The sequence below is a fragment of the Burkholderia sp. AU30280 genome, from assembly GCF_020420125.1.
Lineage (GTDB): Bacteria > Pseudomonadota > Gammaproteobacteria > Burkholderiales > Burkholderiaceae > Burkholderia.
Genome location: NZ_JAIZRY010000006.1, coordinates 22,052 through 44,225 on the forward strand (window position 1 = coordinate 22,052; position 22,174 = coordinate 44,225).

Here is a 22,174-nt window from a genome sequence, read left to right on the forward strand (position 1 = left end):
CGCCGCGACGGCGGCCTTCGCTTCAGTATCCGCGCGAGCACCGGAAACCGGCTGAATCGCACGCGACGCCCCGCGGCACGACTTAACGCATGGCCTTCACGTCGGCCGGCGTGACGCTCGCGGGCTGGCCGCCCCACGTCGCACGCAGGTAGTTCGCGACCTGCGCGAGTTCGTCGTCGCTCAGCGTAGGCGCGAAACCGGGCATCGGCTGCAGGTTCTCGAACCCGGCAAACTTCTGCTCGCCGATGCCGTCGAGCATCGCGACCAGCAGGTTGCGCGGGTCGCCCTGGCGCACCGTCGAATTGCCGTTCATCGGCACCGCCACGTGCGGCTTGCCCTCGCCGTTGAAGCCGTGGCAGCCCGCGCAGACCGCGAGATACACCGAGCGGCCGGCCGCGAGTTGCGCGGCGTCGGCCGACACCGGCTTCACCGGCTGCGGCGCGGGCGGCGTATCGCCCAGCAGGTACACGGACAACGCGCGCAGGTCGTCCTTCGTCAGGTACTGCGTGCTCAGGTGCACGACCGGGTACATTTCGCCGAATGCCGAGCCTTGCGGTGCGATGCCGACGCCGAAGAACGTCTGCAGGTCGGCGCCCGTCCAGCCGCGCGCGGCCAGGCCGGCCGGCGTGATGTCGGGCGCGGCCACGCGGCCGAGCGCGGCGCCGGCGAACGGCTTCGCGCTGTCGAGCTGGCCCGTGAACGCGCGCGGCGTATGGCATTCCGCGCAGTGGCCGAGCGCGCCCGCCAGATAGCGGCCGCGCTGCCAGTCGGCGGACTGGCCGGCCGAGGCATCGGGCAGGCTGTCCTTCAGGAACACCTTGTCCCAGAAGACCATCCCGAAACGCAGGTTGTACGGAAACTTCAGCTCGTGCTCGCGGTTTTCCTGCGCGACCGGCCTGACGGTCTTCAGGTATGCGTACATCGCGTCGGAATCGGCGCGCGTGAGCTGACGGTACGACGTGTACGGCATCGACGGATACAGGCGCTTGCCGGGCGCCTTGCCGTCATGCAGCGCGGCGTAGAAATCGTCCGCGCTCCAGTTGCCGATCCCGTGATCCTTGTCGGGCGTGATGTTCGAGCCGTAGAACGTGCCGAACGGCGATTCGAGGGGCGCGCCGCCGGCGAACGGTGCGCCGTCCTTCGCGGTGTGGCACGCCGCGCAATCGGCGGCCTTGACGAGATAGCGGCCGCGCGCGATCGGGTCGGCGCCAGGCGCGCCGGACGCCGCGTTCGAGGCCGGTGCGTCATGGCCGCCGCACGCGGCGAGCAGCAGCGCGCAAGCCGCGGCGAGCACGGGGCGGCCCGCTGCCCGCGCGACACGATGAGCGAATGTGCGTTTCATGCGGCGTCCTTCACGAGTCCCGGCGTCGTCAGCACCACGTCCTTGACGGCTTCGTAGTAGCGGACATAGCCCGTGCAGCGGCAGAGGTGCGCGTCGAGCGCCTCGGTGATCGTGCGCTCGACGTCGGCCTTCGCAATCGGCTCGCGCTTCAGGCGTTCGATCAGCACGGTTGCCGCATTGACGAAGCCCGGCGTGCAGTAGCCGCACTGGAAGCTGAAATGCTCGAGGAACTTCTGCTGGATCGGCGACAGCTCGACCACTTCGCCCGCTTCGTTGCGCTTCGCGTGACCTTCGATCGTGCGGATCGAGCGGCCATGGAAGAAGTGCGCGCCGGTGATGCACGTGCGCATTTCCTCGCTCGTGCCGTCCGGCTTGTCGACGATCACGACACACGCGTGGCAGATGCCCTGCCCGCAGCCGAGCCGCGAACCGGTGAGGCCCGCGTATTCGTGCAGGAACTCGATCATCATCAGCCCTTCCGGCACTTGCATCGGGCCGACGGACTTGCCGTTGATATTGATCGACAGCGGCTTCGACTGGAACCGGACGAGCGGACGCTCGACAGCGGCCGGAGCCGATGCCGGCACTGCCGGAGCCGAGGCCGGTGCGGCCGAAGCCGCGCTCGGCGCCGAAGCGCCGGTCGCGGCGGCGCTGGCGCTCGCGGCCGAAGCCGCGGGTTGGGCGGTCGTCATGCGAGCACCTCCTGGATCTTTTGCGGGGTCACCGGCAGGTCGGTGAAACGATGGCCGATCGCGTGCGCGATGCCGTTCACGATCGCGCCGACGACGGGAATCATCACCACTTCGGCGACGCCCTTCGGCGGATCGGTCTCGGACAGCGGCGGCAACACGTCGCCCGTCTGCGTCCAGACGGCGACGTCGGACGCGCGCGGCAGCTGATAACGGTTGAAGTTCCACGTGCCGTTGCCGGGGCCGTCTTCATACAGCGGCAGGTATTCGTGCAGCGCGTGGCCGATACCCATCGCGAGACCGCCCTGCAACTGGCCCGACACGAGCTGCGGCGAAATCTGGTTGCCGCATTCCATGATCGAGTGGTGCGTGAGCAGCTCGACCTTGCCGGTCGCTTCGTGCACGGCCAGTTCGACCAGCGTGCCGACTGCCGTGTAGTACGTGACGGCCGCGTTGTTGCGGCTCGTCGGCGGAATGAACACGCGCTTGCGGTCCAGCACGCGGTAGCCGTTCGCGGTCGGCGCCAGCGTGCCGTGCATCGCGGTCGCGCCGGCCGGTGCGGCGGTGCCGGGCACCGGGCCGTCGTCGCCCGTCTTCGGCGCGCCGACGCGCAGCGACAGCCCGTCGATCGGCAAACGCTCGACCGCGCCGCCCACTTCGAACTCGGCGTCGGTCCACTGCCAGCGGTTGAACACGTGCACGACGGCGCCGGTCGGCAAGCCGAGCGCATGCGCCTGCTTCGCGAGCTGCTCGAACGACAGCGGCTCGAGGCCGTCGGCGGTCAGCTTGCCGTCGACCCAGCGCGCGTCCTCGATGCGGATCGTATACGGCGCCGCTTGGCCTCCGCCGAGGCCGCGCGTCCAGATCGACATCGCGGCCGGCCACAGGCCGTAGCGGAACACCGCGCGCGCGGCTTCGCGCGTGCTGTGCGTGAAGTAATACGCGGAGTTCGTCGCGCTCGACGGCGACGCATAGCTCGGCGACCAGCGCGGGTTCGCACTCAGCCGATCCTGGTCGGCCTGTGACATGAGGTACGGATCGCCGCTGGTCTCGACCGGCAGGTCCGGCCATTCGGTCAGGGCCACGCGCACGTCCGTTGCCGGGCGGCCCAGCCATTTCGCGACCGCGACGGCCTGCGACGTCGACATCCCGGTGCCGATCTCGGCCGCCGTGTGCTGCAGCGACACCTTGCCGTTCTCGTCGAATTCGACCTTCGCGAACGATGCTTCCGCCCCCGTGCCGAAATCCTTCTGCACGCAGGCGAAGCCGACGCCGTAGCGCTTGCCCGGATTCGCGGCCTCGTAGTCGGCCTTGCGTGCGGCGCGGTGCGTCCACAGCGGATGCTGCTTCGCGCGCTCGAGCACCTCGTCGACGCGCAGCGCGCCGGCGGGAATCGCGCCCTGCGTGTTCTTCATCCCCGAACGCAGCGCGTTGCGCAAGCGGAAATCGATCGGGTCGATGTTCAGTTGCGCGGCGATCTCGTCGACCGCCATCTCGGTCGCCGCCATGCTCTGCAGCGTGCCGTAGCCGCGTGCGGAGCCGGCATCGATCGCGCGCGATGCAATCGCGACCGCGGCGAGGTCGCTCTTCGGGAAGTAATAGATCGATTGCGCGGCCGTCGCGCCCACCATCGCGACCGACGGCGAGAAGTTGCAGCGCCCGCCGCCATTCGCCTCGAAGTCGCCCTTGAACGACTGCAGCAGGCCCGTGTTGCGGTCCACCGCGATCCGGTAATGCATCTTGAACGCGTGACGCTTCAGCGACGTCTGGAACTGCTCGTAGCGGTCGTTCGCGAAACGCACCGGGCGGCCGTCCGCGTACAGCGCGCAGACGAGGCCGTAGAACGGCACGTTGAAGTGATCCTTGGAGCCGTAGCCGACCGTGTAGCACGGATGCACGAACAGCTTCTTCACCGGGAAGCGGCACTTCGCGACCATCTCGGCCGCGCTCTGCGCCACTTCGAGCGGCGACTGGGTCGGCACGACGAGGTGCAGCGACTGCGTCTCGGCGTCGTACCAGCAGTTCGCGTTGTCCGGCTCGAGCGCGGCCGTATCGACCGACTGCGTGCTGTACTCGCGGTCGAACACGAGCCAGTCGGCCGGCGGATGGTCGAGCTCGCCGGCGATCTGCCCGGCCAGGAACATGCCCTGCTCGTCGAGCTTGCCGTGCTCCTTGCCGTCCGGCCATACCGGCAGGTGCTTGCGCATCATGCTCGGGAAGATCGGCGCGTCCTTCAGGCTCGAATAGACGTCGTCGTCATAGGCCGTCTTGCCGCCCACCCGAACGTAGCGGAAGGTGCCCCACGGATCGCGCTCGAGCGGGCCCGTGACCGCGCCGTAGCGGATCACGTCGTCGCGGAACTTGAGCGCGTTCTTCGCAAAGCGGAAACGCGCGAAGTCGTGGTAGATGAGGATCGCGACCGCATGGCCGAGATACGCGGGCGTCTTGCCGGCCGGCAGCAGCATGTCGTCGCCGTAGAACGCCGGGAACGCGACGCCGTCGCGCACGAGATCGTCGGCCGTGACCACGCGGTCCGGCTTCAGGTCGTCGCCGAGCAGCGACAGGTCGAAGCCTTCGTACGTGCGGTCGGCCTGCGTGACGCGCAGGATCAGCGCATGCGACTGCTGCTGCGGCCAGTGCGGCATGTCGGCTGCGCGCACGTCACGGGCGAACACTTTCGAGCCCGTGACCTTCGCGATACCGTCGATGCGGAACTGGGGGATGCCGGTGACGCTATCCCATTTGACCGGGGTGAGGAGTTTTTCTTCGAAGAGCGCCGCGAATGCGCGGCTGCCAAGGGGCGCGACATACACCGCGACGCCCGCCAGCACGCTGGCTTTCAGAAAACCCCGCCGTGACAGGCCGTGGTTTTTCATTGGGGGAACCTCCTGAGGCGGCTCGGACGGCGATCGGGTGTCGCGACGTTCGGAGCGGCGCGCATTCTGGCATTGTTTTTGATATATCGCCTATAGTATTTCTCGCATGAAATACTTATTGAATTTCTTATAACGGGATTCAGCCGGGCGGCGGCAGCCGGTCGCGGGATGCGATTCGTCTGCATCGCGCACCCGTTCGCAGCGGTTTCGATCGTATTGACCGCGCCCGACGGTGCATGACTGCCGGTCTCCTGCCGGTCGCCGCGACGCATGCGGTTCGCAACGATGCCGCCCCTGCACCGGCGAATGCGCACGACGTTCGCGGGCGTGGTCGACGACTGGCGGGCGGCGGGTTGCCCGCTGCCGCCGGCCTGCCCGGGCAACCCGCGCCGCGCGTGTTTCATGGTAATGTCGTGCGCATCCGGCCTGGCCGGGCTTCCGCCATGTGCCGTGCGGATGCCGCCAGCCATCGCGGCATCACGCGACATCGTGTCGAGGTTAAAAACCATGGCAGTCAGGACATCTCTCCTGCACTCCGTTCTCGCCACTCCTTCCTCCGGCAACCACCGTGTCACGGCGGCGTTGCGCCCGTCGATGCTGGTCACGCTGTTCGAGGATATCCGCCCGATGGCGATGTCCGGGCTCGCGAGCGGCTTCGTCGCGGCCGTCGCGCTGATCCGGCTGCAGCAACTCTGGTGTCTCGTCTGGCTGATCGTCGACATCGGCCTGCTCGCCGCTCGGCTCGCGATCGTGCACGCCTACACCGTGCGCCGCGACGCCGGCGACGATCGTGCCGAATACTGGGCGAGGCGCTATGCGCCCGTGTCGCTCGCCGCGTGCTACGTGCTCGGCCTCGGCGTGATGGGCTGCGTGGACGCCGTCGACGTCGAGCTCGGCACGCTGTCGGTGATGGTCGCGGGCGGCGTATTCGGCGGGATCGCATCGCGCAATTCGGCGCTACCGCGGCTCGCGATGACGCAGGTCACCCTCGGCGTGCTGCCGATCGGCCTCGGTGCCGTGCTGGCGGACCGGCCGGGCGCGTGGCTGCTGCTGCCGCCGCTCGCGATCTATCTCGCGGCCATGCGTACGGTCGTCCAGCGCCATTACCGCGTGCTCGTCGCACTGATCGCCGCGCGCCAGCGCAACGCCGAACTCGTCGCTCACTTCGATGCCGCCCTCACCTACATGCCGCACGGCCTGTGCATGATCGACAGCGAGACGCGCGTGATCGTCGCGAACCGCCGCACCGCGCAGCTGTTTGGCTCGCCGCGCGAGATCATGCTCGATACGCCGCTGGCCGACGTCGTCGCCGCGCTCGGCACGAACGCCATGTGCGATCCCGGCGGCGCCGGTCTCGCCGCGCAGTGCGATGTCTGGCTGACCCGCGACGAACCGGAGCCGTTCGATATCGTGCTCGCCGACGGCCGCCAGCTCGAACTGACACGCCACCGCGTGCCGGACGGCAACGCGGTGATCATCGTCGAGGACGTCACCACGCGCCGCCTGACCGAGCAGCACATCCGGCATCTCGCTCGGCACGACGCGCTGACGGGTTTGCCGAACCGCCACGAACTGCATGCCGAGCTCAAGCGGAGGCTCGCGCACCGGCCGCGCGTGCCGGGCCCCTCGCTCGCCGTCATGTATCTCGACCTCGACGGCTTCAAGGCGATCAACGACCGGTTCGGTCACCAGGCCGGCGACGACGTGCTGACGCAGGTCGCCGCGCGGCTCGGCAAGACGCTGCCGCCCGGCGAGCTGGCCGCGCGAATCGGCGGCGACGAATTCGTCGTCGCGATCGACGACACGACGATGCACGCTTGCTCGCTTCTCGCCGCCCGCATCATCCGGCAGATCTCGGCGCCGTACACGCTGTCGATCGGCGAGACGGTGAGCCTCGGGATCAGCATCGGCATCGCGCTCGACGACGGGCACGGCTCCCCCGACGAGCTGATCCGGCAGGCCGACAGCGCGCTGTACGACGCGAAGTCGGCCGGCAAGGGCATCTACCGCTTCTATTCGAGCGGCAGCAGCCGGGTCACGCCCGTCACCGCAAGCTGACCTGCCCGCGCGCGCCGGCTGCATCTCCCGCTTTCACGCGCCTCCGCATCCCCCGACGATTCAACTCCGAAACGCTTTGCGTCGCCGCACGTGGCGTCGCACGTTCGCGTGTCACGTGACGTGTTCCGTAACATCGCCGCTCGCCACTCGTCACGTTGGCCGCAGAAGGCGGCACGATCGACGCCGTCCCAGGCTTTTCCGACCTGGCACTCTTATTGCTCCCTGTCAGGAAAACAGGTTTCAGGGAGACCCAACATGAATACCGTCGAAGTCCTCAGCCGTAGCGAAACCATCGACGAACTGGATGTGCTCGACGGCGCATCGCTGATCCGCCGGCTCGTCTCCGAACGCCGCATGCCGGCCGTGCGCGAAGCCCGATGCGTCGACAATCCGCCGCTGACGCTGTACGGCGCATTTCGCCAGGGCGTCGCCGATCACGGCGCGCGCCGCGCGAATCCGTATCGCGCCGGCAGCCGTTTCTGGGCACTGTGGGAAGAAGGACGTCTCGAAGCTGAAACATCGGGCCGCTAAGCCGCCCGCACGCGCCGGCCCTGTCGCGGCAAAGGGCCGGCGCGAAACATCAGGCCCGCATGCGGCCGGCCGACCGGCGTGCCGTTCATCGTTGCAACATCGCACGGGGTTTCGCGCATCGGCTTTGCAACTCGCGGGTACGCATTGATGCGCTTGCCGGTTGACGGCGTTCGGCGTTCGGCGTTCGGCGTTGCCCCACCCGGCGCGGCGCGCAGCAGTCGTTTCCCGATAAGATGGCAGATTCCGTTCCTCGAACGATGCCGCCATGACCGCCTCTTCCTCACACCGCAATCCCATCCACTGCGAAATCGATCTCGACGCGCAAGGCAAGCACGCAGGCTACCTGCGGCTGCCGCATTCCGTGCACCGCTCGGCGTACGGCTGGCTGCCGATCCCGATCGCGTCGATCCGCAACGGCGACGGCCCGGTCGCGCTCGTGATGGCCGGTAATCACGGCGACGAGTACGAAGGCCAGATCATCGTGTCGCAACTGATGCGCGAGATCGAGCCCGAAATGGTGAGCGGGCAGTTGATCCTGCTGCCGATGGCGAATTTCCCCGCGGCGGATGCTGGCCTGCGCGTGTCGCCGCTCGACGAAGGCAACCTGAACCGCAGTTTCCCCGGCGACCCGACCGGCACGCCGACGCAGATGATCGCCCACTACATCGAGCATGCGCTGCTGTCGCGCGCGCAGTATCTGGTCGACCTGCATTCGGGCGGCAGTTCGCTGCTATACCAGGGCGGCAACATGCTCGCGATCGATCCGCTCGACGCCGACGAAGCCGCGAAGCTCAACGGGCTGCTGGTCGCGTTCGGGTTGCAGAACGCGCTGCTGCACGCGCCGAACCCTGTCCATTCGGCATCGGCCGCGCGCCGGCAGGGCGCGATCTCGATCGTGACCGAACTCGGCGGCGCGGGCATGGCCGATCCGTCGCTGATCCGGATGGGCCGCCATGGGCTGCTGCACTACCTCGGCTATATCGGGCTGCTGCGCGGCCCGCTCGTGCCCGACGCGCCGCCGACCGTCCCGCGCTTCATGCGCGTCGATGGCGATCGCCATTTCGTCTACGCATACGAGCGCGGGCTGTACGAGCCGCTCGTCGAACTCGGCGACCAGGTGAAGGCCGGGCAGCCGGCCGCGTGGGTGCATTTCCCCGATACGCCGCTGCGCGAGCCGGTGCTGCACCGGTTCAACGGCGACGGCGAAGTGGTGTGCAAGCGCGTGCCCGCGCAGGTGCGGCGCGGCGATTGCCTGTTTCAGCTCGCCGAACCGTCCGCGGCGCCGACCATCGGCCAATAGGCCAATTCCGGATTCATCTCTTTCCCGTGCTGTCTGCCATTCATGGCGGACGGCACGCGTGCGCCATTAACCAACTTGACAAATTAACCCTTTTGGTTATGATCGCAGATGGAAAAGAGCACACCTCACTGCAAGCTGTCTTGAGTCAGAACACTCATCGAGAACGGCAACGTGCGTTTGACCGCGAGTGCGGTATCGGGCGCCCGGCAACTCGGTTTTACGGAAAGGGAGGCGGTCGGTATCGTCATGTCGCTGACCGCCGACGATTTCTACAAGAGCATGACGACATATGCCGACCATACGATCTGGCAAGACGTATATAAGCCTCGTACCGTGCGTGGCGACGTGTATCTGAAGCTGACTGTGGTCGACGACGTCCTGGTCGTGTCTTTCAAGGAGCGGTGGAAATGAAATGCCCTGCCTGCGGTGCCGCCAAGCTGGTCCGCGATACACGAGACATTCCCTATACGTACAAGGGTCGATCGACGGTCGTCCGCGATATCACCGGTGATTTCTGCCCGGCCTGCGGAGAGACGGTTCTCGACCTCGACGAGGCGACCCGTCTCGGCGACGCGATAACCGAATTCAACAAGCAGGTGAACGCGACCATCGTCGACCCGAAGTACATTGCGAAGGTACGCAAGAAGCTGATGCTGGATCAGCGCGAGGCGGCCGAGATATTCGGTGGCGGTGTCAACGCGTTCTCCCGCTACGAAACCGGCAAGACGAACCCGCCGCTCGCCCTCGTGAAGCTGCTCAGGATACTGGATCGTCATCCGGATCTGCTCGCCGAAGTGCGGGCCGCGTAGGCTCGCGTCATTCACCAGTGCGCATGCGTGAAGCACGGCCTTCGACGCATGCGCTTTCCGCCCGCACCCCGCTCCCGCTGCAAGCCTTCTGACGCCTGCCGCGAAATCCTTATCGAAATTGCTTCGTTCGCCTTTGCCGGCCGCGCCGCTAACGTGTTCAAAACGGCGGCGGCCCGCCATCTGCATCGCAGCAGGAAACGCACCGGCCGCCGCCATCACGACAACCGCGCCGCGATAACGGAACAGACCGGACGGGCCGCGTGCCCGCACCCCGCCAGGAACGTCCGCATCGCGCGCCCTTCGCGATGCCCATGGCCACGACCGACCGCCTCATCGACACGACGCCGCTGGACGTCCGCGCGCAGCCGCTGATCGACGCGCTGATCGACGAATATTCGACCCGGTACCACGCATATCGCCCCGACAGCCGCGCGTCGGCACGCGACGAGCTCGCACGCTACCCGGCCGAACGGTTCGCCCCACCCGAAGGCGCCTTCGTGCTGCTGCTGCGCGACGGCGAAACGATCGGCGGCGGCGCGTTCAAGCGCTACGACGCGCAGACCGCCGAGCTCAAGCGCATCTGGACCCGCTCGGACCTGCGCCGCCAGGGCCTCGCCCGCCTCATCGTCGAGGCGCTCGAACTGCGCGCCGTGCTGCAAGGCTATCGCCGCGTCTACCTGACCACCGGTTTTCGCCAGCCCGAAGCCTGGGCGCTGTACGACCGCACCGGCTATACGCGGCTGTTCGATTCGTCGATCGCGCCCGAGGCGTATGACCACCTGCGGTTCGGCAAGGATCTCGCCGATCCGTCGCGCACGTCGACGCTGGCCGACCTGTGGGCGCCCGTGCCCGAACCGGTGCTGTCGCGCTGACCGCGGCCGCCCCTGCCTCCCTCCGATCTCCGCTTGCCACCACAGGACGCTTTCATGCAACGAGCCGTACCGCTTTCTTCCCGTGCCGCGCGCACGCTCGCCACCGCGCTGATCGGCCTGACCGTGTTCGCCGCAGCCGCGGCCGCCGCAACGTTCGACCTGAGTCCCGAACAGCGCGGCCGCCCGCGCGGCACGGCCGATGCGGCCGTCGAGCGCGCAGTGCCCGCGTCGTTCAAGTTCGCCGAGCCCGGCACGCTGACGATCGGCATCGCGCCGAGCCTGCCGCCGATCAGCTCGTATGCGACCGACGCGCGCACGGTGATCGGCTTCGACGCCGATGTCGGCCAGCTCGTGTCCGACAGCCTCGGCCGCAAGCTGAAGATCGTTGCGCTCGCGTGGGCCGACTGGCCGCTCGCGCTCGAATCGGGGAAGGTCGACGCGGTGATCTCGAACGTCACCGTCACCGAGGAGCGCAAGCAGAAGTTCGATTTCTCGTCGTACCGCCACGACCTGGTCGGCTTCTACGTGCGCAACGACAGCAAGATCCAGGCGATCCGCGAGCCGAAGGACGTCGCGGGGCTGCGCGTCGTGACCGACGCCGGCACCAACCAGGAGAAGATCCTGCTCGCCTGGGATCGCGAGAACGTCGCGCACGGGCTGAAACCCGTGCAGATCCAGTATTACGACGACCAGGCGATGCGCATCGTCGCCGTGCAGTCGGGCCGCGCCGATGCCGTGTTCAGCGTGAACTCGGTGCTCGCGTACCAGAGCGCGCAGCAAGGCAAGACGCGCCTCGTCGGCGCGATCAGCGGGGGCTGGCCGCGCACGGCCGACATCGCGATCGCGACGCGCCGCGGCAGCGGTCTCGCCGATCCGCTCACCGCCGCTCTGAACGGGCTGATCAAGAACGGCCGCTACCAGCAGGTGCTCGACCGCTGGAACCTCACGTCGGAAGCGATCGACCAGTCGCGCACGAATCCGCCGGGGCTGCCGAAGAGCTGAGCGCCGCGCGCCCCATCCATCCACGCTCACGCAGGAACGTCGCCCACCATGTCTTATTCGCTTTCGCTGCTGGACAAAAGTCCGATCGCCGACGGCGCGAACGCCGCCGACGCGCTGCGCTTCACCACGACGCTCGCGCAACGCGCCGAGCAGCTCGGCTACGCGCGCTTCTGGGTCGCCGAGCATCACGGCACGCCGGCTTTCGCAAGCTCGGCGCCGGAGATCGTCGTCGCGCACCTGCTCGCGCACACGTCGCGCATCCGCGTCGGCTCGGGCGGCGTGATGCTGCAGCACTACAGCCCGTTCAAGGTCGCCGAAACCTTCAAGGTGCTGGCCGCGCTCGCGCCGGGCCGCGTCGATCTCGGCATCGGCAAGGCGCCCGGCGGGTTGCCGCTGACCACCCGCGCGCTGCAGTGGTTCCACGACAAGGCGCGCAAGCCGGACTTCGCGGGCCAGTTGGCAGAGCTCGACGCGTTTCTCGGCTGGGGCGTCGCCGAGAATCACCCGCTCGCCGGCGCGGTCGCGATGCCGGTGCCGCCGCAGCCGCCCGAACGCATCCTGCTCGGCGGCTCGCCGGACAGCGGCGCGCTCGCCGCGCGCAACGGCTGGCGCTTCTGCTACGCGGGGCATTTCAACGGCGACGACGCGAACCTCGAACGCTCGCTGGACGCGTACCGCTGCGCGGGCGGCACGAAACCGCTGGTCGCGCTGTACGCGGTGGCCGCGCCGACGCGCGACGAGGCCGAGCAGCTGATCGGGCCGCTGAAGATCTTCAAGCTGCAGTTCGCGGGCGGCCAGAGCTTCAATCTCGCCAGCGCGCAGGCGGCTGCCGAATTCGCGCGGCAGAGCGGCGCGTCCGACTACCGGATCGACGAGCTGCGCCCGACGGTGCTGGCCGATACGCCCGAGCGCATCCACCGCGCGCTCGATGCGCTGAGCCGGCGGCTCGACGTCGATGCGTTCGTGATCGACTCGCCGGTGACCGACTACGCGGCGCGGCTCGCATCGGCCGAATGGCTCGGCGGCGCACTGTCGGCCACGCCGTTGCAGGCGGCCCTCGCGGCCGGCCGCTCCCTTTCCCCCGACCAGGACGCGTGACGCTCCCATGACGACCCGACGATCGATCCCCTTCGGCCTGATGCTGCAAGGCGCAGGCAGCCACATGAACGCATGGCGGCACCCGAGCAACCCGCCGGACGCGAGCATCAACCTCGATTTCGCGATCGGCATCGCGCGCCAGGCGGAAGCCGCCGGCATCGCGTTCGCGTTCGTCGCGGACGGCCTCTACATCAACGAGAAGTCGATCCCGCACTTCCTGAACCGCTTCGAGCCGCTGACCGTGCTGTCGGCGCTCGCGGTCGCGACGAAGAAGATCGGGCTCGCGGGCACGATCTCGACGTCGTACAGCGAGCCGTTCACGGTCGCGCGCCAGCTCGCGTCGCTCGATGCGATCAGCGGCGGGCGCGCGGGCTGGAACGTCGTGACGACGCCGCTCGAAGGCACCGCGAAGAATTTCGGCAAGGCGCATCCCGATCACGAGCTGCGCTACGAGATCGCCGACGAATACCTCGCCGTCGTGCAGGGCCTGTGGGACAGCTGGGACGACGACGCATTCGTGCGCGACCGCGCGAGCGGCCGCTTCTTCGACCGCGACAAGCTCCACACGCTCGATCACCACGGCCGCTTCTTCCAGGTTGCGGGCCCGCTCAACATCCAGCGCTCGCCGCAGGGGCAGCCGGTGATCTTCCAGGCCGGTTCGTCCGACACCGGCATCGGGCTCGCGGGCAAGTATGCGGATGCCGTGTTCACGCATTCGCCGTCGCTCGACGAAACGGCCGCGTTCACGCGGCGCGTGAAGCAGAGCGCGATCGAGCACGGCCGGCAAGGCAGCGACGTGAAGATCTTCCCCGGCATCGGGCCCATCGTCGGCCGCACGGCGGCCGAGGCCGAGGACAAATACCAGGCGATCCGCAACCTGCTGACGATCGACGAGGCGCTCGCGTACCTGGGCCGCTATTTCGATCACCACGATTTCACGCAGTACGCGCTCGATGCGCCCTTCCCGGAACTCGGCGAGCTCGGCCGCAACAGCTTCCGCTCGACCACCGACCGGATCAAGGCCGACGCGAAGCGCAAAGGCCAGTCGCTGCGCGAGACGGCGCTCGCGGTCGCCACGCCGCGCCCGAACTTCATCGGCACGGCCGAGCATGTCGCCGACGAGCTGATCCGCTGGCACGACGCGGGCGCGGGCGACGGTTTCATCCTCGGCTTCGCGGTGCAGGCGCAGGGCGTCGAGGATTTCGTCGAACTCGTGATTCCGGCGCTCGAGGCGCGCGGCCGCTACAGCCGCGACCTGCCCGGTGCAACGCTGCGCGACCACCTCGGGCTGCCGCGCAAGGCCAGTCGCCACGCGGCGCCCGATGCGTCGCGCGAAACGGCGGCCGAAGCGCACGCCTGATGCCCGCTGCCGCGCCGCCCGTGCGCGGCGCGCCCGCCCGACCGATTCGAGGATCTCCACCGACATGAGCGATACGACCCACCTCGGCGGCGCGCTGCCGCCGCTCTCTTCCCCCGGCGCGCGCGACGCCGGCACGCGTTTCCGGATCGTGCCCGCGCGCCACCGGTCGCGCACGGCCGGCTCCGTGCTCGCCGTCGCGCTGATCGCGATCGTCCTGCATTCGATCCTCGGCAACCCGCAATGGGGCTGGCCGGTGTTCGCCGAATGGTTCCTGTCGCCGCCGGTGCTGTCGGGGCTCGCGCGCACGCTGGTGCTGACGCTGCTCGGCGCGGTATTCGGCCTCGTGCTCGGCGCGTTCGTCGCACTGGCCCGGCTGTCGCGTTCGCGGCTGCTGTCGGTGAGCGCATGGACCTTCGTGTGGCTGTTCCGCTCGATTCCGCTGATCGTGCTGCTGCTGATCCTGAACAACCTCGGCTACCTGTACGAGCATGTGCGGCTCGGCGTGCCGTTCACCGACATCGTGTGGTTCGACACGCCGACGACCGACCTGATCAGTCCGTTCCTCGCCGCCGTGCTCGGCCTCACGCTGCACCACGCGGCGTTTTCCGCGGAGGTGATCCGGGGCGGCATTCTCGCGGTCGACCAGGGGCAGCTCGAAGCGGCCGCCGCGCTCGGGCTGCCGCGCGGCCGCCAGACCACGCGGATCGTTTTGCCGCAGGCAATGCGCGCGATCCTGCCGACCGCGTTCAACGACCTGATCTCGCTCGCGAAAGGCACGTCGATGGTCTACGTGCTCGCGATGCCGGAGCTGTTCTATACGGTACAGGTGATCTATCGCCGCAATCTCGAAGTGATTCCGCTGCTGATGGTCGCCACCGTCTGGTACCTGATCATCCTGACCGTGCTGTCGGCCATCCAGGTGCAGGTCGAGCGGCACTATGCGCGCGGCGCGCTGCGCAACCCGCCGCCGTCGGTACTCACGTTCGCGCTCGCACGCATCGGCGTGCTGTGGCGGCGCGTCACGTCCCGTCACGCGGCATCGGTCGCGCAGGCTGAGGGCGATCACGACGCCGCGACCGCCGTCGCACCGCGCGCCGGCGGCGAAGTGGCCGTGCATGGCGTCTCGAAGCAGTTCGGCATGCAGCGCGTGCTCGACAACGTGTCGTTCGTCGCCCCGCGGGGCAGCGTGACCGTGATCGTCGGGCCGTCGGGCTCGGGCAAGTCGACGCTGCTGCGCACGATCAACCATCTCGAACGCGTCGACGACGGCTTCATCGACATCGACGGCGAACTGATCGGCTATCGCCGCGACGGCGACGTGCTCCACGAGCTGAAGGAACGCGACGTGCTGATACGGCGCACCGCCGTCGGGATGGTGTTCCAGAACTTCAACCTGTTCCCGCACCTGACAGTGCTCGAAAACCTGGTCGAGGCGCCGGTCGTCGTGGGCGGCGTCTCGCGCGACGCCGCCGAGCGCATCGCCCGCACGCTGCTCGCGCGTGTCGGTCTCGCGGATAAAGCCGATGCGTACCCGCGCCAGTTGTCGGGCGGCCAGCAACAGCGCGTCGCGATCGCGCGGGCGCTCGCGCTGCGTCCGAAGGTGCTGCTGTTCGACGAGCCGACGTCGGCGCTCGATCCCGAGCTCGTCAACGAGGTGCTCGACGTGATCAAGGAACTCGCGCGTTCCGGCACGACGCTCGTGATCGTCACGCACGAGATCGGCTTCGCGCGCGAAGTCGCGGACAACGTGCTGTTCATGGAGCGCGGGCGCATCGTCGAAGCCGGGCCGCCGGCCGCCGTGCTCGACGCGCCGTCGCATCCGCGTACGCGTGCGTTCCTGTCGAGGGTGCTGTGATGCGCGCCGCGCCCGACCCGCGAGGGTCCGCACGATGACCGACCGACGCCGGTTCATGACCGCCGCGCTGGTCGCGGCGGCGGGCTTGCCGTGGCACGCGGCGAACGCGGCCGCCGCCACGGCCGACCTCGACCCGCGCCAGGCCGGCCGCCTGCGCGCGCCACCCGACGATGCGGCGATCCGCGCGGCGGCCGGCTACCGCTGGGTGCGCGACGGCGCGTTCACGGTCGCGATTTCACCGCACGCGCCGCCCGTGTCGACCTACGCGACCGATGCGCGCACCGTGGTCGGCGCCGATCCCGACTATGCGCAGCTCGTCGCGGACACGCTCGGCCGCGCGCTCGTGCTGCTGCCGATCGCGTGGGCCGACTGGCCGCTCGGGCTCACGTCCGGCAAGTACGACGCGGTGATCTCGAACGTCGGCGTGACCGAGAAGCGCAAGGAGAAATACGATTTCACGACCTACCGGCTCGGGCTGCACGGCTTCTATGTACGCACCGGCAGCCCGATCGCGAAGATCGCCGAGCCGAAGGATATCGCCGGCCTGCGCATCATCACCGGCGCGGGGACTAGCCAGGAGCGCATCCTGCTCGAATGGAACAAGCGCAACGTGGCGCAGGGGTTGAAGCCGGCCGAGCTGCTCTATTTCGACGACGATGCGACCGCGCGCGTCGCGCTGCTGTCGGGCCGTGCCGATGCGGAGCTGAACCCGAACGCGTCGCTCGCGTACGAGGCCGCGCGCACGGGCAGGATCCGCCGCGTCGGCGTCGTCAATGCAGGCTGGCCGGCCAATGCCGACGTGGCGATCGCGACGCGGCGCGGCAGCGGGCTCGCGCCCGCGCTGACGCTGGCGACGAACGCGCTGATCGCGAGTGGCCGCTATGGGCAGGCGCTCGCGCGCTGGGGCTTGCAGAGCGAGGCGATCGCGCGCGCCGAAACCAATCCGCCGGGGTTGCCGTCGTTCTGAGCGCGTTGACAGGACGATGCCCGACACGACATCGCCCCGGCATTCCATGTCGGCCATGCCGGGGTGCGCGACACAACGCCGTTGGGTGGAGCGCCGAGCCTACGCCGTCACCGCCGCGCGCGACCGGTCAAGCTCCGCGACCTGCGCATGAATCGCCGGAATCAGGTCACGCCCGTAATCGAGCGCATCGTCCAGCGGATCGAACCCGCGAATCAGGAACGTCGACACGCCCAACCGGTAATACGCGCCGAGCGCCCGCGCAACCTGTTCCGGCGTGCCGACCAGCGCGGTCGAATTCCAGCGCGCGCCGGTCAGGTTCGCGACGCCCATCCACAGCCGCTCGTCGAGCACGTCGCCCTGCGCGGCGGCCGCCATCAGCCGTTGCGAACCCGCATTCTGCGGCGCATGGCCGGCGATCGGCTGGCCGTTCGCGAGCCGTGCCGCGCGTACGCGCGCGCGGATCGCCTCGGCCTTCTCCCATGCGGCAGCCTCGGTGTCGGCGACGATCGGCCGGAACGACACGCTGATGCGCGGCGCACGCCCGAATGGTGCGGCGGCCTCACGCACGCGTGCGATCTGCTCGCGCACCGACGCGAGCGGCTCGCCCCACGTCATGTAGACATCGGCATGCTCGCCCGCGACCGCCAGCGCGGCCGGCGACGACCCGCCGAAATAGATCGGCACGTGCGGCCGCTGCACGCCCTTCACGAGCGGCGACGCGCCGCGCAGCCGGTAGAACGCACCGTCGTGGTCGACCAGTGCGTCGGCCTGCCAGATCCGCTTCAGCACGTCGAGATATTCGCCGGTGCGGCGGTAGCGCGCATCGTGCGGCACGAAATCGCCGTCGCGCTGCAGGTCCGTATCGTCGCCGCCCGACACGACGTTCAGCGCGAGCCGGCCGCCGCTGAATACGTCGAGCGTCGCGACCTGCCGCGCGGCGGCCGACGGCACGATCACGCCCGGCCGATGCGCGAGCAGGATGCGGATGCGCTCGGTCGCGGCGGCCGCGAACGACGCGACGATGAAACCGTCCGCCGCGTTGCTGAAATGGCCGACCAGGATCTGGTCGAAGCCGGCGGCCTCGTGCGCCTGCGCGAAGCGGCGCACGTAGTCGGGCTGGACGGCGGCGCCGCCCGGTACGTCGACCTCCGCGCCGGGCGTCGCGGTGATCATGCCGATGATGTCGACTGGCATGTCGGGGAATCCTCGTGGTTCTCGATCGGAAATCGTGGCCGGAGTGGCCCGCTTACTGCGCGGCGGCCGCCTTCTGCGCAGGCGCCGCGAACGCGCCCGCATACGAGCGGTCGAGCAGCTTCGACGTGTCGTACGCGGCCGGAATCACGCCGGCCTTGTGCAGGAAGTCGGCCGTGTTCTGCGCGTCCTTCGCGGCTGTCTCGTCGACCGGGCCGACGCGCTGCTTCGCGTTGTCGAGCCAGCGGTACGCAACGTCGGGCTCGAGCTTCGCGCGCTTCGCCCACAGGTCCGCATACTCGCGCGGGTGGCTGTCGACCCACTGGCGCGCGGCCACGACGCGTCGCAGGAAATCGGTGATCTCGGCGCGCTTGGCGGAGGCGGCCTGCTCGTTCGCGGCCACGAAGCTCAGCGCCGGCATCAGCCCCTGCGCGGTCGTCACGGGCCGCGCACCCTGTCGCAACGCGAGCGTGCTGACGAACGGCTCCCACAGCGACACGGCGTCGACCGAGCCGTTCGCGAACGCGTTGGTCGCATCGATCGGCATCAGGTACGCATACTTGACCGAATCCGCGCGCAAGCCCGCGTGTTCGAGCGCGCGCAGCACGAGCTGCTGGCTCCACGCACCGCGCCACACGGCGATGGTCTTGCCTTGCAGGTCGGCCACGGTGCGCACCGGCGAGTTCTTCGGTACGAGAATCGCGACGCCGTCGAGGCTCTGCCTCGACACGGCGACGACCCTCACCGGCGCGCCGCGCGCGGCCAGCGTCAGCAGCGCGGAATCGCCGAGAAAGCCGACGTCGATCGCATTGCCGTTCAGCGATTCGGCAACGGGCGCGGCGGCCTGGAAATGCTTCCACTCGATCGTGTAAGGCAGGTCCTTCAGCACGCCGGACGCCTCCATCGACGCCTGGATGTTGAAGTAGTTCTGTTCACCGACGCGCAGCGTGACGGTGTCTTTGGCAATGCCCGGCTGCGCGGCAAGCGCCAGCAAGAGCGCCATGACGATTCGGCTCGACAACGTGATCTCCCGGAGGGTTGGCAAACGGCCGCGCGATGGCGGCGCCTCGCGATCCGCCGTGCACGGCGGCCGGCGGAATGGATGGAACCGGTGACGATACGTCGATCTTCATCATGAAACAAACGCAATATTCTTCTATGCAAAGATGCAAACATTTTATGACGTGACCGGCGTCGCCGGATCCCGCCCGTCGCGCTCACGGAAACCCGGTTCGAATGAATCCTCGACAGATATTTCGTGCACGAAATAAATCACGCACTATATTTCGTATACGAAATAACTACCCGAACGAGGACGGCCGTGACCTCCCAACCCATCGAGTTTTCCGCCGCCGACGGCTACGCGCTGCGCGGCACGCTGTGGTCGCCGGACGCCGAGCCGCGCGCGCTGGTGCTGATCCATCCGGCGACGGCCGTGCCGGAGCGGCTGTATGCGGGCTTCGCCCGCTTCCTGACCGAACGCGGCTTTGCGGCGCTCACCTACAACTATCGCGGCATCGGCGCGTCGCGGCCCGCGCGCCTGGGTGCGCTGAAGGCCCGCATGCGCGACTGGATGGAACTCGACGTGGGCGGCGCGACCGCGTGGGCGCGGCAGGCGTACGCAGGTTTGCCGCTGCTGGCGGTCGGGCATAGCGTCGGCGGGCATGCGATCGGGCTATCCGCCGCCACGCCGCACCTGCGCGCGGCCGTGCTGGTCGCCGCGCATGCGGGCAGCACGCGGCTGATCGCGCAGGCGGCCGAACGCCTGAAGGTGCGGCTGATCCTGCGCGTGCTCGGCCCGCTGATGTCCGCGCTGCTCGGCTACGTGCCCGGCAAGCGGCTCGGGCTCGGCGAGGACATGCCGGCCGGCGTGTTCCGCGAATGGAGCCGCTGGACGACGCTGCCGCACTATTTCTTCGACGATCCGACGCTCGGCGCGGCCGAGCGTTACGCGAAACAGCAGTTGCCGATCCTCGTGCTCGGCTTCGACGACGACCCGTGGGCGAACCCGGCCGCGATCGGGCTGCTGGTAAGCTATCTGACCCGCGCGACGGTCGAACGCCGCCAGATCGATCCGCACGTGGCGGGCAGCGGCCCGGTCGGGCACATGGGCTTCTTCCGCAGCCGCCCCGGCACCGTGCTGTGGCCCGGCGTGGCCGACTGGCTCGCGCAGGCACTGGACACGCCGCGCGCCGCGGGCCGTCCCTCCCTTTCCATTGCAGCCGGGAACCCAGCTTGAGCGAAGACCGACGACTGTTTTTCCTGTTGAACATCGGCCAGCGGCGCGTGCAGCGCTGGATCGACCGCAAGGCGGAGACCGAGACGCGCGCGAGCGCCGCGCAGGCCGGCGCGCTGTTCTGCCTCGCGAAACAGGATGGCGCGCTGATCGGCGAAGTCGGCGCCGCGCTGCAGCTTGCGCCGTCCGCGATGACGGGGCTCGCCGACCGGATGGCGAAAGCCGGCCTGATCACGCGTCATGCCGATTCGGACGACGGCCGTGCGACGCGCCTGTACCTGACCGACGAAGGCCGCGCGGCACTCAAGCGTGCACGCGTGCTGCTGCGCGAACTCAACGGCAAGCTGTGCGACGGGTTTTCCGACGACGAACTCGATGTCGTCGCGCGCTGGCTGCATGCGCTGCAGGAGCGGTTTCCGGCGGAACGATGAGCAGCGCGGCGACGTCGCTCCATCGACGTCACGCGCTGCGTGCAGCGCATCAATGCATGTCGGTCAGCACGACGCGCCCGTCGACCTTGCCTGCGCGCAGTTTCGCGAACACGTCGTTGATGTTGCCGAGCCGGTCGCGATGGATGTGCGCGCGCACCAGGCCGTCGGCCGCGAAATCGAGCGATTCCTGCAGGTCGCGCCGCGTACCGACGATCGACCCGCGCACGGTGATGCCGTTCAGCACGGTCGAGAAGATCGGCAACGGGAAATCGCCGGGTGGCAAGCCGTTGAGCGCCACCGTGCCGCCGCGCCGAACCATCCCGAGCGCCTGTGCGAACGCGCTGCGGGACACGGCCGTGACGAGCACGCCGTGCGCACCGCCGATCTCCTTCTGGATGACCTTGGCCGGATCGTCGATCGACGCGTCGATCGTCAGTTGTGCGCCGAGCTGCCGCGCCAGCGCGAGCTTGTCGGGTGAAATGTCGATGGCCGCGACGTGCAGGCCCATCGCGCGCGCGTACTGCACGGCCACGTGCCCGAGGCCGCCGATACCGGAAATCGCGAGCCACTGGCCCGGGCGCGTATCGGTGACGCGAATGCCCTTGTAGACGGTGACGCCCGCGCACAGGATCGGCGCGATCTCGTCGAACGCAACCTGCGCGGGCAAATGCCCGACGTAGTCGGGATCGGCCAGCACGTATTCCGCGTAGCTGCCGTTCACCGAATAGCCGGTGTTCTGCTGGTCATGGCACAGCGTTTCCCAGCCCGTGTAGCAGTACTCGCAATGGCCGCAGGCCGTATAGAGCCAGGGCACGCCCACGCGATCCCCTTCGCGCACATGCGTGACGCCCGCGCCGACCGCCGCGACGATGCCCACGCCTTCATGGCCCGGAATGAACGGCAACGACGGCTTGACCGGCCAGTCGCCGTCGGCCGCGTGCAAATCGGTATGGCACACGCCCGATGCCTGGATGTTGACGAGGATCTGGCCGCGCCCCGGCGTCGGCACGGGCACCTCCTCGATGCGTAGCGGTTCGCCGAATGCGTGCACGACGGCCGCTTTCATGGTTTGGGTCATGGATCGCTCCTGCCTGGTCGGTAGGCGATCCAGTATCCGGATTCGGACTCGAAGGACGTTGATACGTATCAACGCGCGGGACGATGCACGGCGATGGCCGCGGCTTCAAGGCGTCGCACCGGGGCGCGACGCCGGATCGCACCCCGTCAGGCCCGCGCACCGAACGCGGGCGGCGACCTCAGCGTGGTCAACGGACAAGCGTTCCGCTCAGGTTCACAACCTGGACGTCCGGACAGAACCCCGCGCGGGCGCGCCCCGCCGCTCCCGCTGCCATTTCACTCATCCGACAGAAATCCGACAAAACCCTGTCATCTTGCTTGGAATTTGAAATGATATAACATATCATTTCACGTGCTCGCCCGCCTGACGCCGTTCTCCTGCGGGTGGCCGAGCCTCGCCGAGCCATGTTCCAACGGGTCACAGCGCGTCGCAGACGCAACAATATATCGTATCCAGCGGTGACCCGCATCGCTCGTTAT

The 22,174-nt window shown here is 68.6% G+C and carries 20 protein-coding genes; 13 read left to right on the top strand and 7 right to left on the bottom strand.

Annotated features, from left to right (window positions below):
* Positions 1-82: 82 nt before the first annotated feature.
* From LGN17_RS15170 to LGN17_RS15185, 4 genes are read right to left on the bottom strand one after another with little or no spacing between them, the layout of a single operon-like run.
* On the bottom strand, positions 83-1,342 hold the full coding sequence (locus LGN17_RS15170) for a cytochrome c (protein WP_226197520.1): 1,260 nt from the start codon (positions 1,340-1,342) through the stop codon (positions 83-85).
* Entirely contained in the window at positions 1,339-2,034 is a 696-nt protein-coding gene (locus LGN17_RS15175) for a (2Fe-2S)-binding protein (RefSeq protein WP_226197521.1), read from the bottom strand. The genes LGN17_RS15170 and LGN17_RS15175 overlap by 4 nt, the downstream gene beginning before the upstream one ends.
* On the bottom strand, positions 2,031-4,907 hold the full coding sequence (locus LGN17_RS15180) for a xanthine dehydrogenase family protein molybdopterin-binding subunit (protein ID WP_226197522.1): 2,877 nt from the start codon (positions 4,905-4,907) through the stop codon (positions 2,031-2,033). The genes LGN17_RS15175 and LGN17_RS15180 overlap by 4 nt, the downstream gene beginning before the upstream one ends.
* Positions 4,904-5,416, bottom strand: coding sequence for a hypothetical protein (locus LGN17_RS15185; RefSeq protein ID WP_226197523.1), 513 nt, complete (start codon positions 5,414-5,416; stop codon positions 4,904-4,906). The genes LGN17_RS15180 and LGN17_RS15185 overlap by 4 nt, the downstream gene beginning before the upstream one ends.
* Between LGN17_RS15185 and LGN17_RS15190 the strand changes: the two genes are divergently transcribed.
* From LGN17_RS15190 to LGN17_RS15245, 11 genes are all read left to right on the top strand, one after another.
* Positions 5,415-6,965 carry a sensor domain-containing diguanylate cyclase gene (locus LGN17_RS15190; RefSeq protein WP_226197524.1) on the top strand — a complete coding sequence of 517 codons (1,551 nt, stop codon included), beginning with the start codon at positions 5,415-5,417 and terminating at the stop codon, positions 6,963-6,965. The genes LGN17_RS15185 and LGN17_RS15190 overlap by 2 nt on opposite strands.
* A 255-nt stretch (positions 6,966-7,220) precedes the next feature.
* Entirely contained in the window at positions 7,221-7,496 is a 276-nt protein-coding gene (locus tag LGN17_RS15195; RefSeq protein WP_226197525.1) for a hypothetical protein, read from the top strand.
* Between the two features lie 265 nt (positions 7,497-7,761).
* Positions 7,762-8,796, top strand: a complete 1,035-nt coding sequence (locus LGN17_RS15200) for a succinylglutamate desuccinylase/aspartoacylase family protein (RefSeq protein WP_226197526.1) — start codon at positions 7,762-7,764, stop codon at positions 8,794-8,796.
* Between the two features lie 156 nt (positions 8,797-8,952).
* Positions 8,953-9,207, top strand: a complete 255-nt coding sequence (locus LGN17_RS15205) for a type II toxin-antitoxin system MqsR family toxin (RefSeq protein ID WP_226197849.1) — start codon at positions 8,953-8,955, stop codon at positions 9,205-9,207.
* On the top strand, positions 9,204-9,605 hold the full coding sequence (locus LGN17_RS15210) for a type II toxin-antitoxin system MqsA family antitoxin (protein ID WP_226197527.1): 402 nt from the start codon (positions 9,204-9,206) through the stop codon (positions 9,603-9,605). Before LGN17_RS15205 ends, LGN17_RS15210 begins: the two co-directional genes overlap by 4 nt.
* A 311-nt stretch (positions 9,606-9,916) precedes the next feature.
* Positions 9,917-10,477 carry a GNAT family N-acetyltransferase gene (locus LGN17_RS15215; RefSeq protein ID WP_175953741.1) on the top strand — a complete coding sequence of 187 codons (561 nt, stop codon included), beginning with the start codon at positions 9,917-9,919 and terminating at the stop codon, positions 10,475-10,477.
* 54 nt (positions 10,478-10,531) lie between these two features.
* Entirely contained in the window at positions 10,532-11,479 is a 948-nt protein-coding gene (locus LGN17_RS15220; protein ID WP_226197528.1) for an ABC transporter substrate-binding protein, read from the top strand.
* 48 nt (positions 11,480-11,527) lie between these two features.
* Positions 11,528-12,577 (top strand): LLM class flavin-dependent oxidoreductase, encoded by a 1,050-nt coding sequence (locus tag LGN17_RS15225; protein WP_226197529.1) that lies wholly within the window; start codon positions 11,528-11,530, stop codon positions 12,575-12,577.
* Positions 12,578-12,584: 7 nt separating this feature from the next.
* Positions 12,585-13,937, top strand: a complete 1,353-nt coding sequence (locus LGN17_RS15230) for an LLM class flavin-dependent oxidoreductase (RefSeq protein WP_226197530.1) — start codon at positions 12,585-12,587, stop codon at positions 13,935-13,937.
* 64 nt (positions 13,938-14,001) lie between these two features.
* On the top strand, positions 14,002-15,792 hold the full coding sequence (locus LGN17_RS36720; protein WP_319000829.1) for an amino acid ABC transporter permease/ATP-binding protein: 1,791 nt from the start codon (positions 14,002-14,004) through the stop codon (positions 15,790-15,792).
* Positions 15,793-15,826: 34 nt separating this feature from the next.
* Positions 15,827-16,759 (top strand): ABC transporter substrate-binding protein, encoded by a 933-nt coding sequence (locus LGN17_RS15245; protein ID WP_226197531.1) that lies wholly within the window; start codon positions 15,827-15,829, stop codon positions 16,757-16,759.
* 99 nt (positions 16,760-16,858) lie between these two features.
* Here the strand turns inward: LGN17_RS15245 and LGN17_RS15250 are convergent, their stop codons facing one another.
* The gene (locus tag LGN17_RS15250; RefSeq protein ID WP_226197532.1) at positions 16,859-17,953 is read right to left on the bottom strand and encodes an LLM class flavin-dependent oxidoreductase; all 1,095 of its coding nucleotides are present in this window, start codon (positions 17,951-17,953) and stop codon (positions 16,859-16,861) included.
* Between the two features lie 52 nt (positions 17,954-18,005).
* Entirely contained in the window at positions 18,006-18,953 is a 948-nt protein-coding gene (locus tag LGN17_RS15255) for an ABC transporter substrate-binding protein (protein WP_226197533.1), read from the bottom strand.
* Positions 18,954-19,271: 318 nt separating this feature from the next.
* Here LGN17_RS15255 and LGN17_RS15260 point away from each other — a divergent pair, with 318 nt between their 5' ends.
* Together LGN17_RS15260 and LGN17_RS15265 are read left to right on the top strand one after the other, a co-directional pair.
* Positions 19,272-20,189 carry a serine aminopeptidase domain-containing protein gene (locus tag LGN17_RS15260; protein WP_226197534.1) on the top strand — a complete coding sequence of 306 codons (918 nt, stop codon included), beginning with the start codon at positions 19,272-19,274 and terminating at the stop codon, positions 20,187-20,189.
* The gene (locus LGN17_RS15265) at positions 20,186-20,617 is read left to right on the top strand and encodes a MarR family winged helix-turn-helix transcriptional regulator (protein ID WP_226197535.1); all 432 of its coding nucleotides are present in this window, start codon (positions 20,186-20,188) and stop codon (positions 20,615-20,617) included. Before LGN17_RS15260 ends, LGN17_RS15265 begins: the two co-directional genes overlap by 4 nt.
* Before the next feature lie 49 nt (positions 20,618-20,666).
* On the opposite strand, the gene adhP is transcribed toward LGN17_RS15265, so the two are convergent.
* Positions 20,667-21,695: an alcohol dehydrogenase AdhP gene (gene adhP / locus LGN17_RS15270; protein ID WP_175953762.1), complete on the bottom strand. Its 1,029-nt coding sequence runs from the start codon at positions 21,693-21,695 to the stop codon at positions 20,667-20,669.
* Positions 21,696-22,174: the final 479 nt, after the last annotated feature.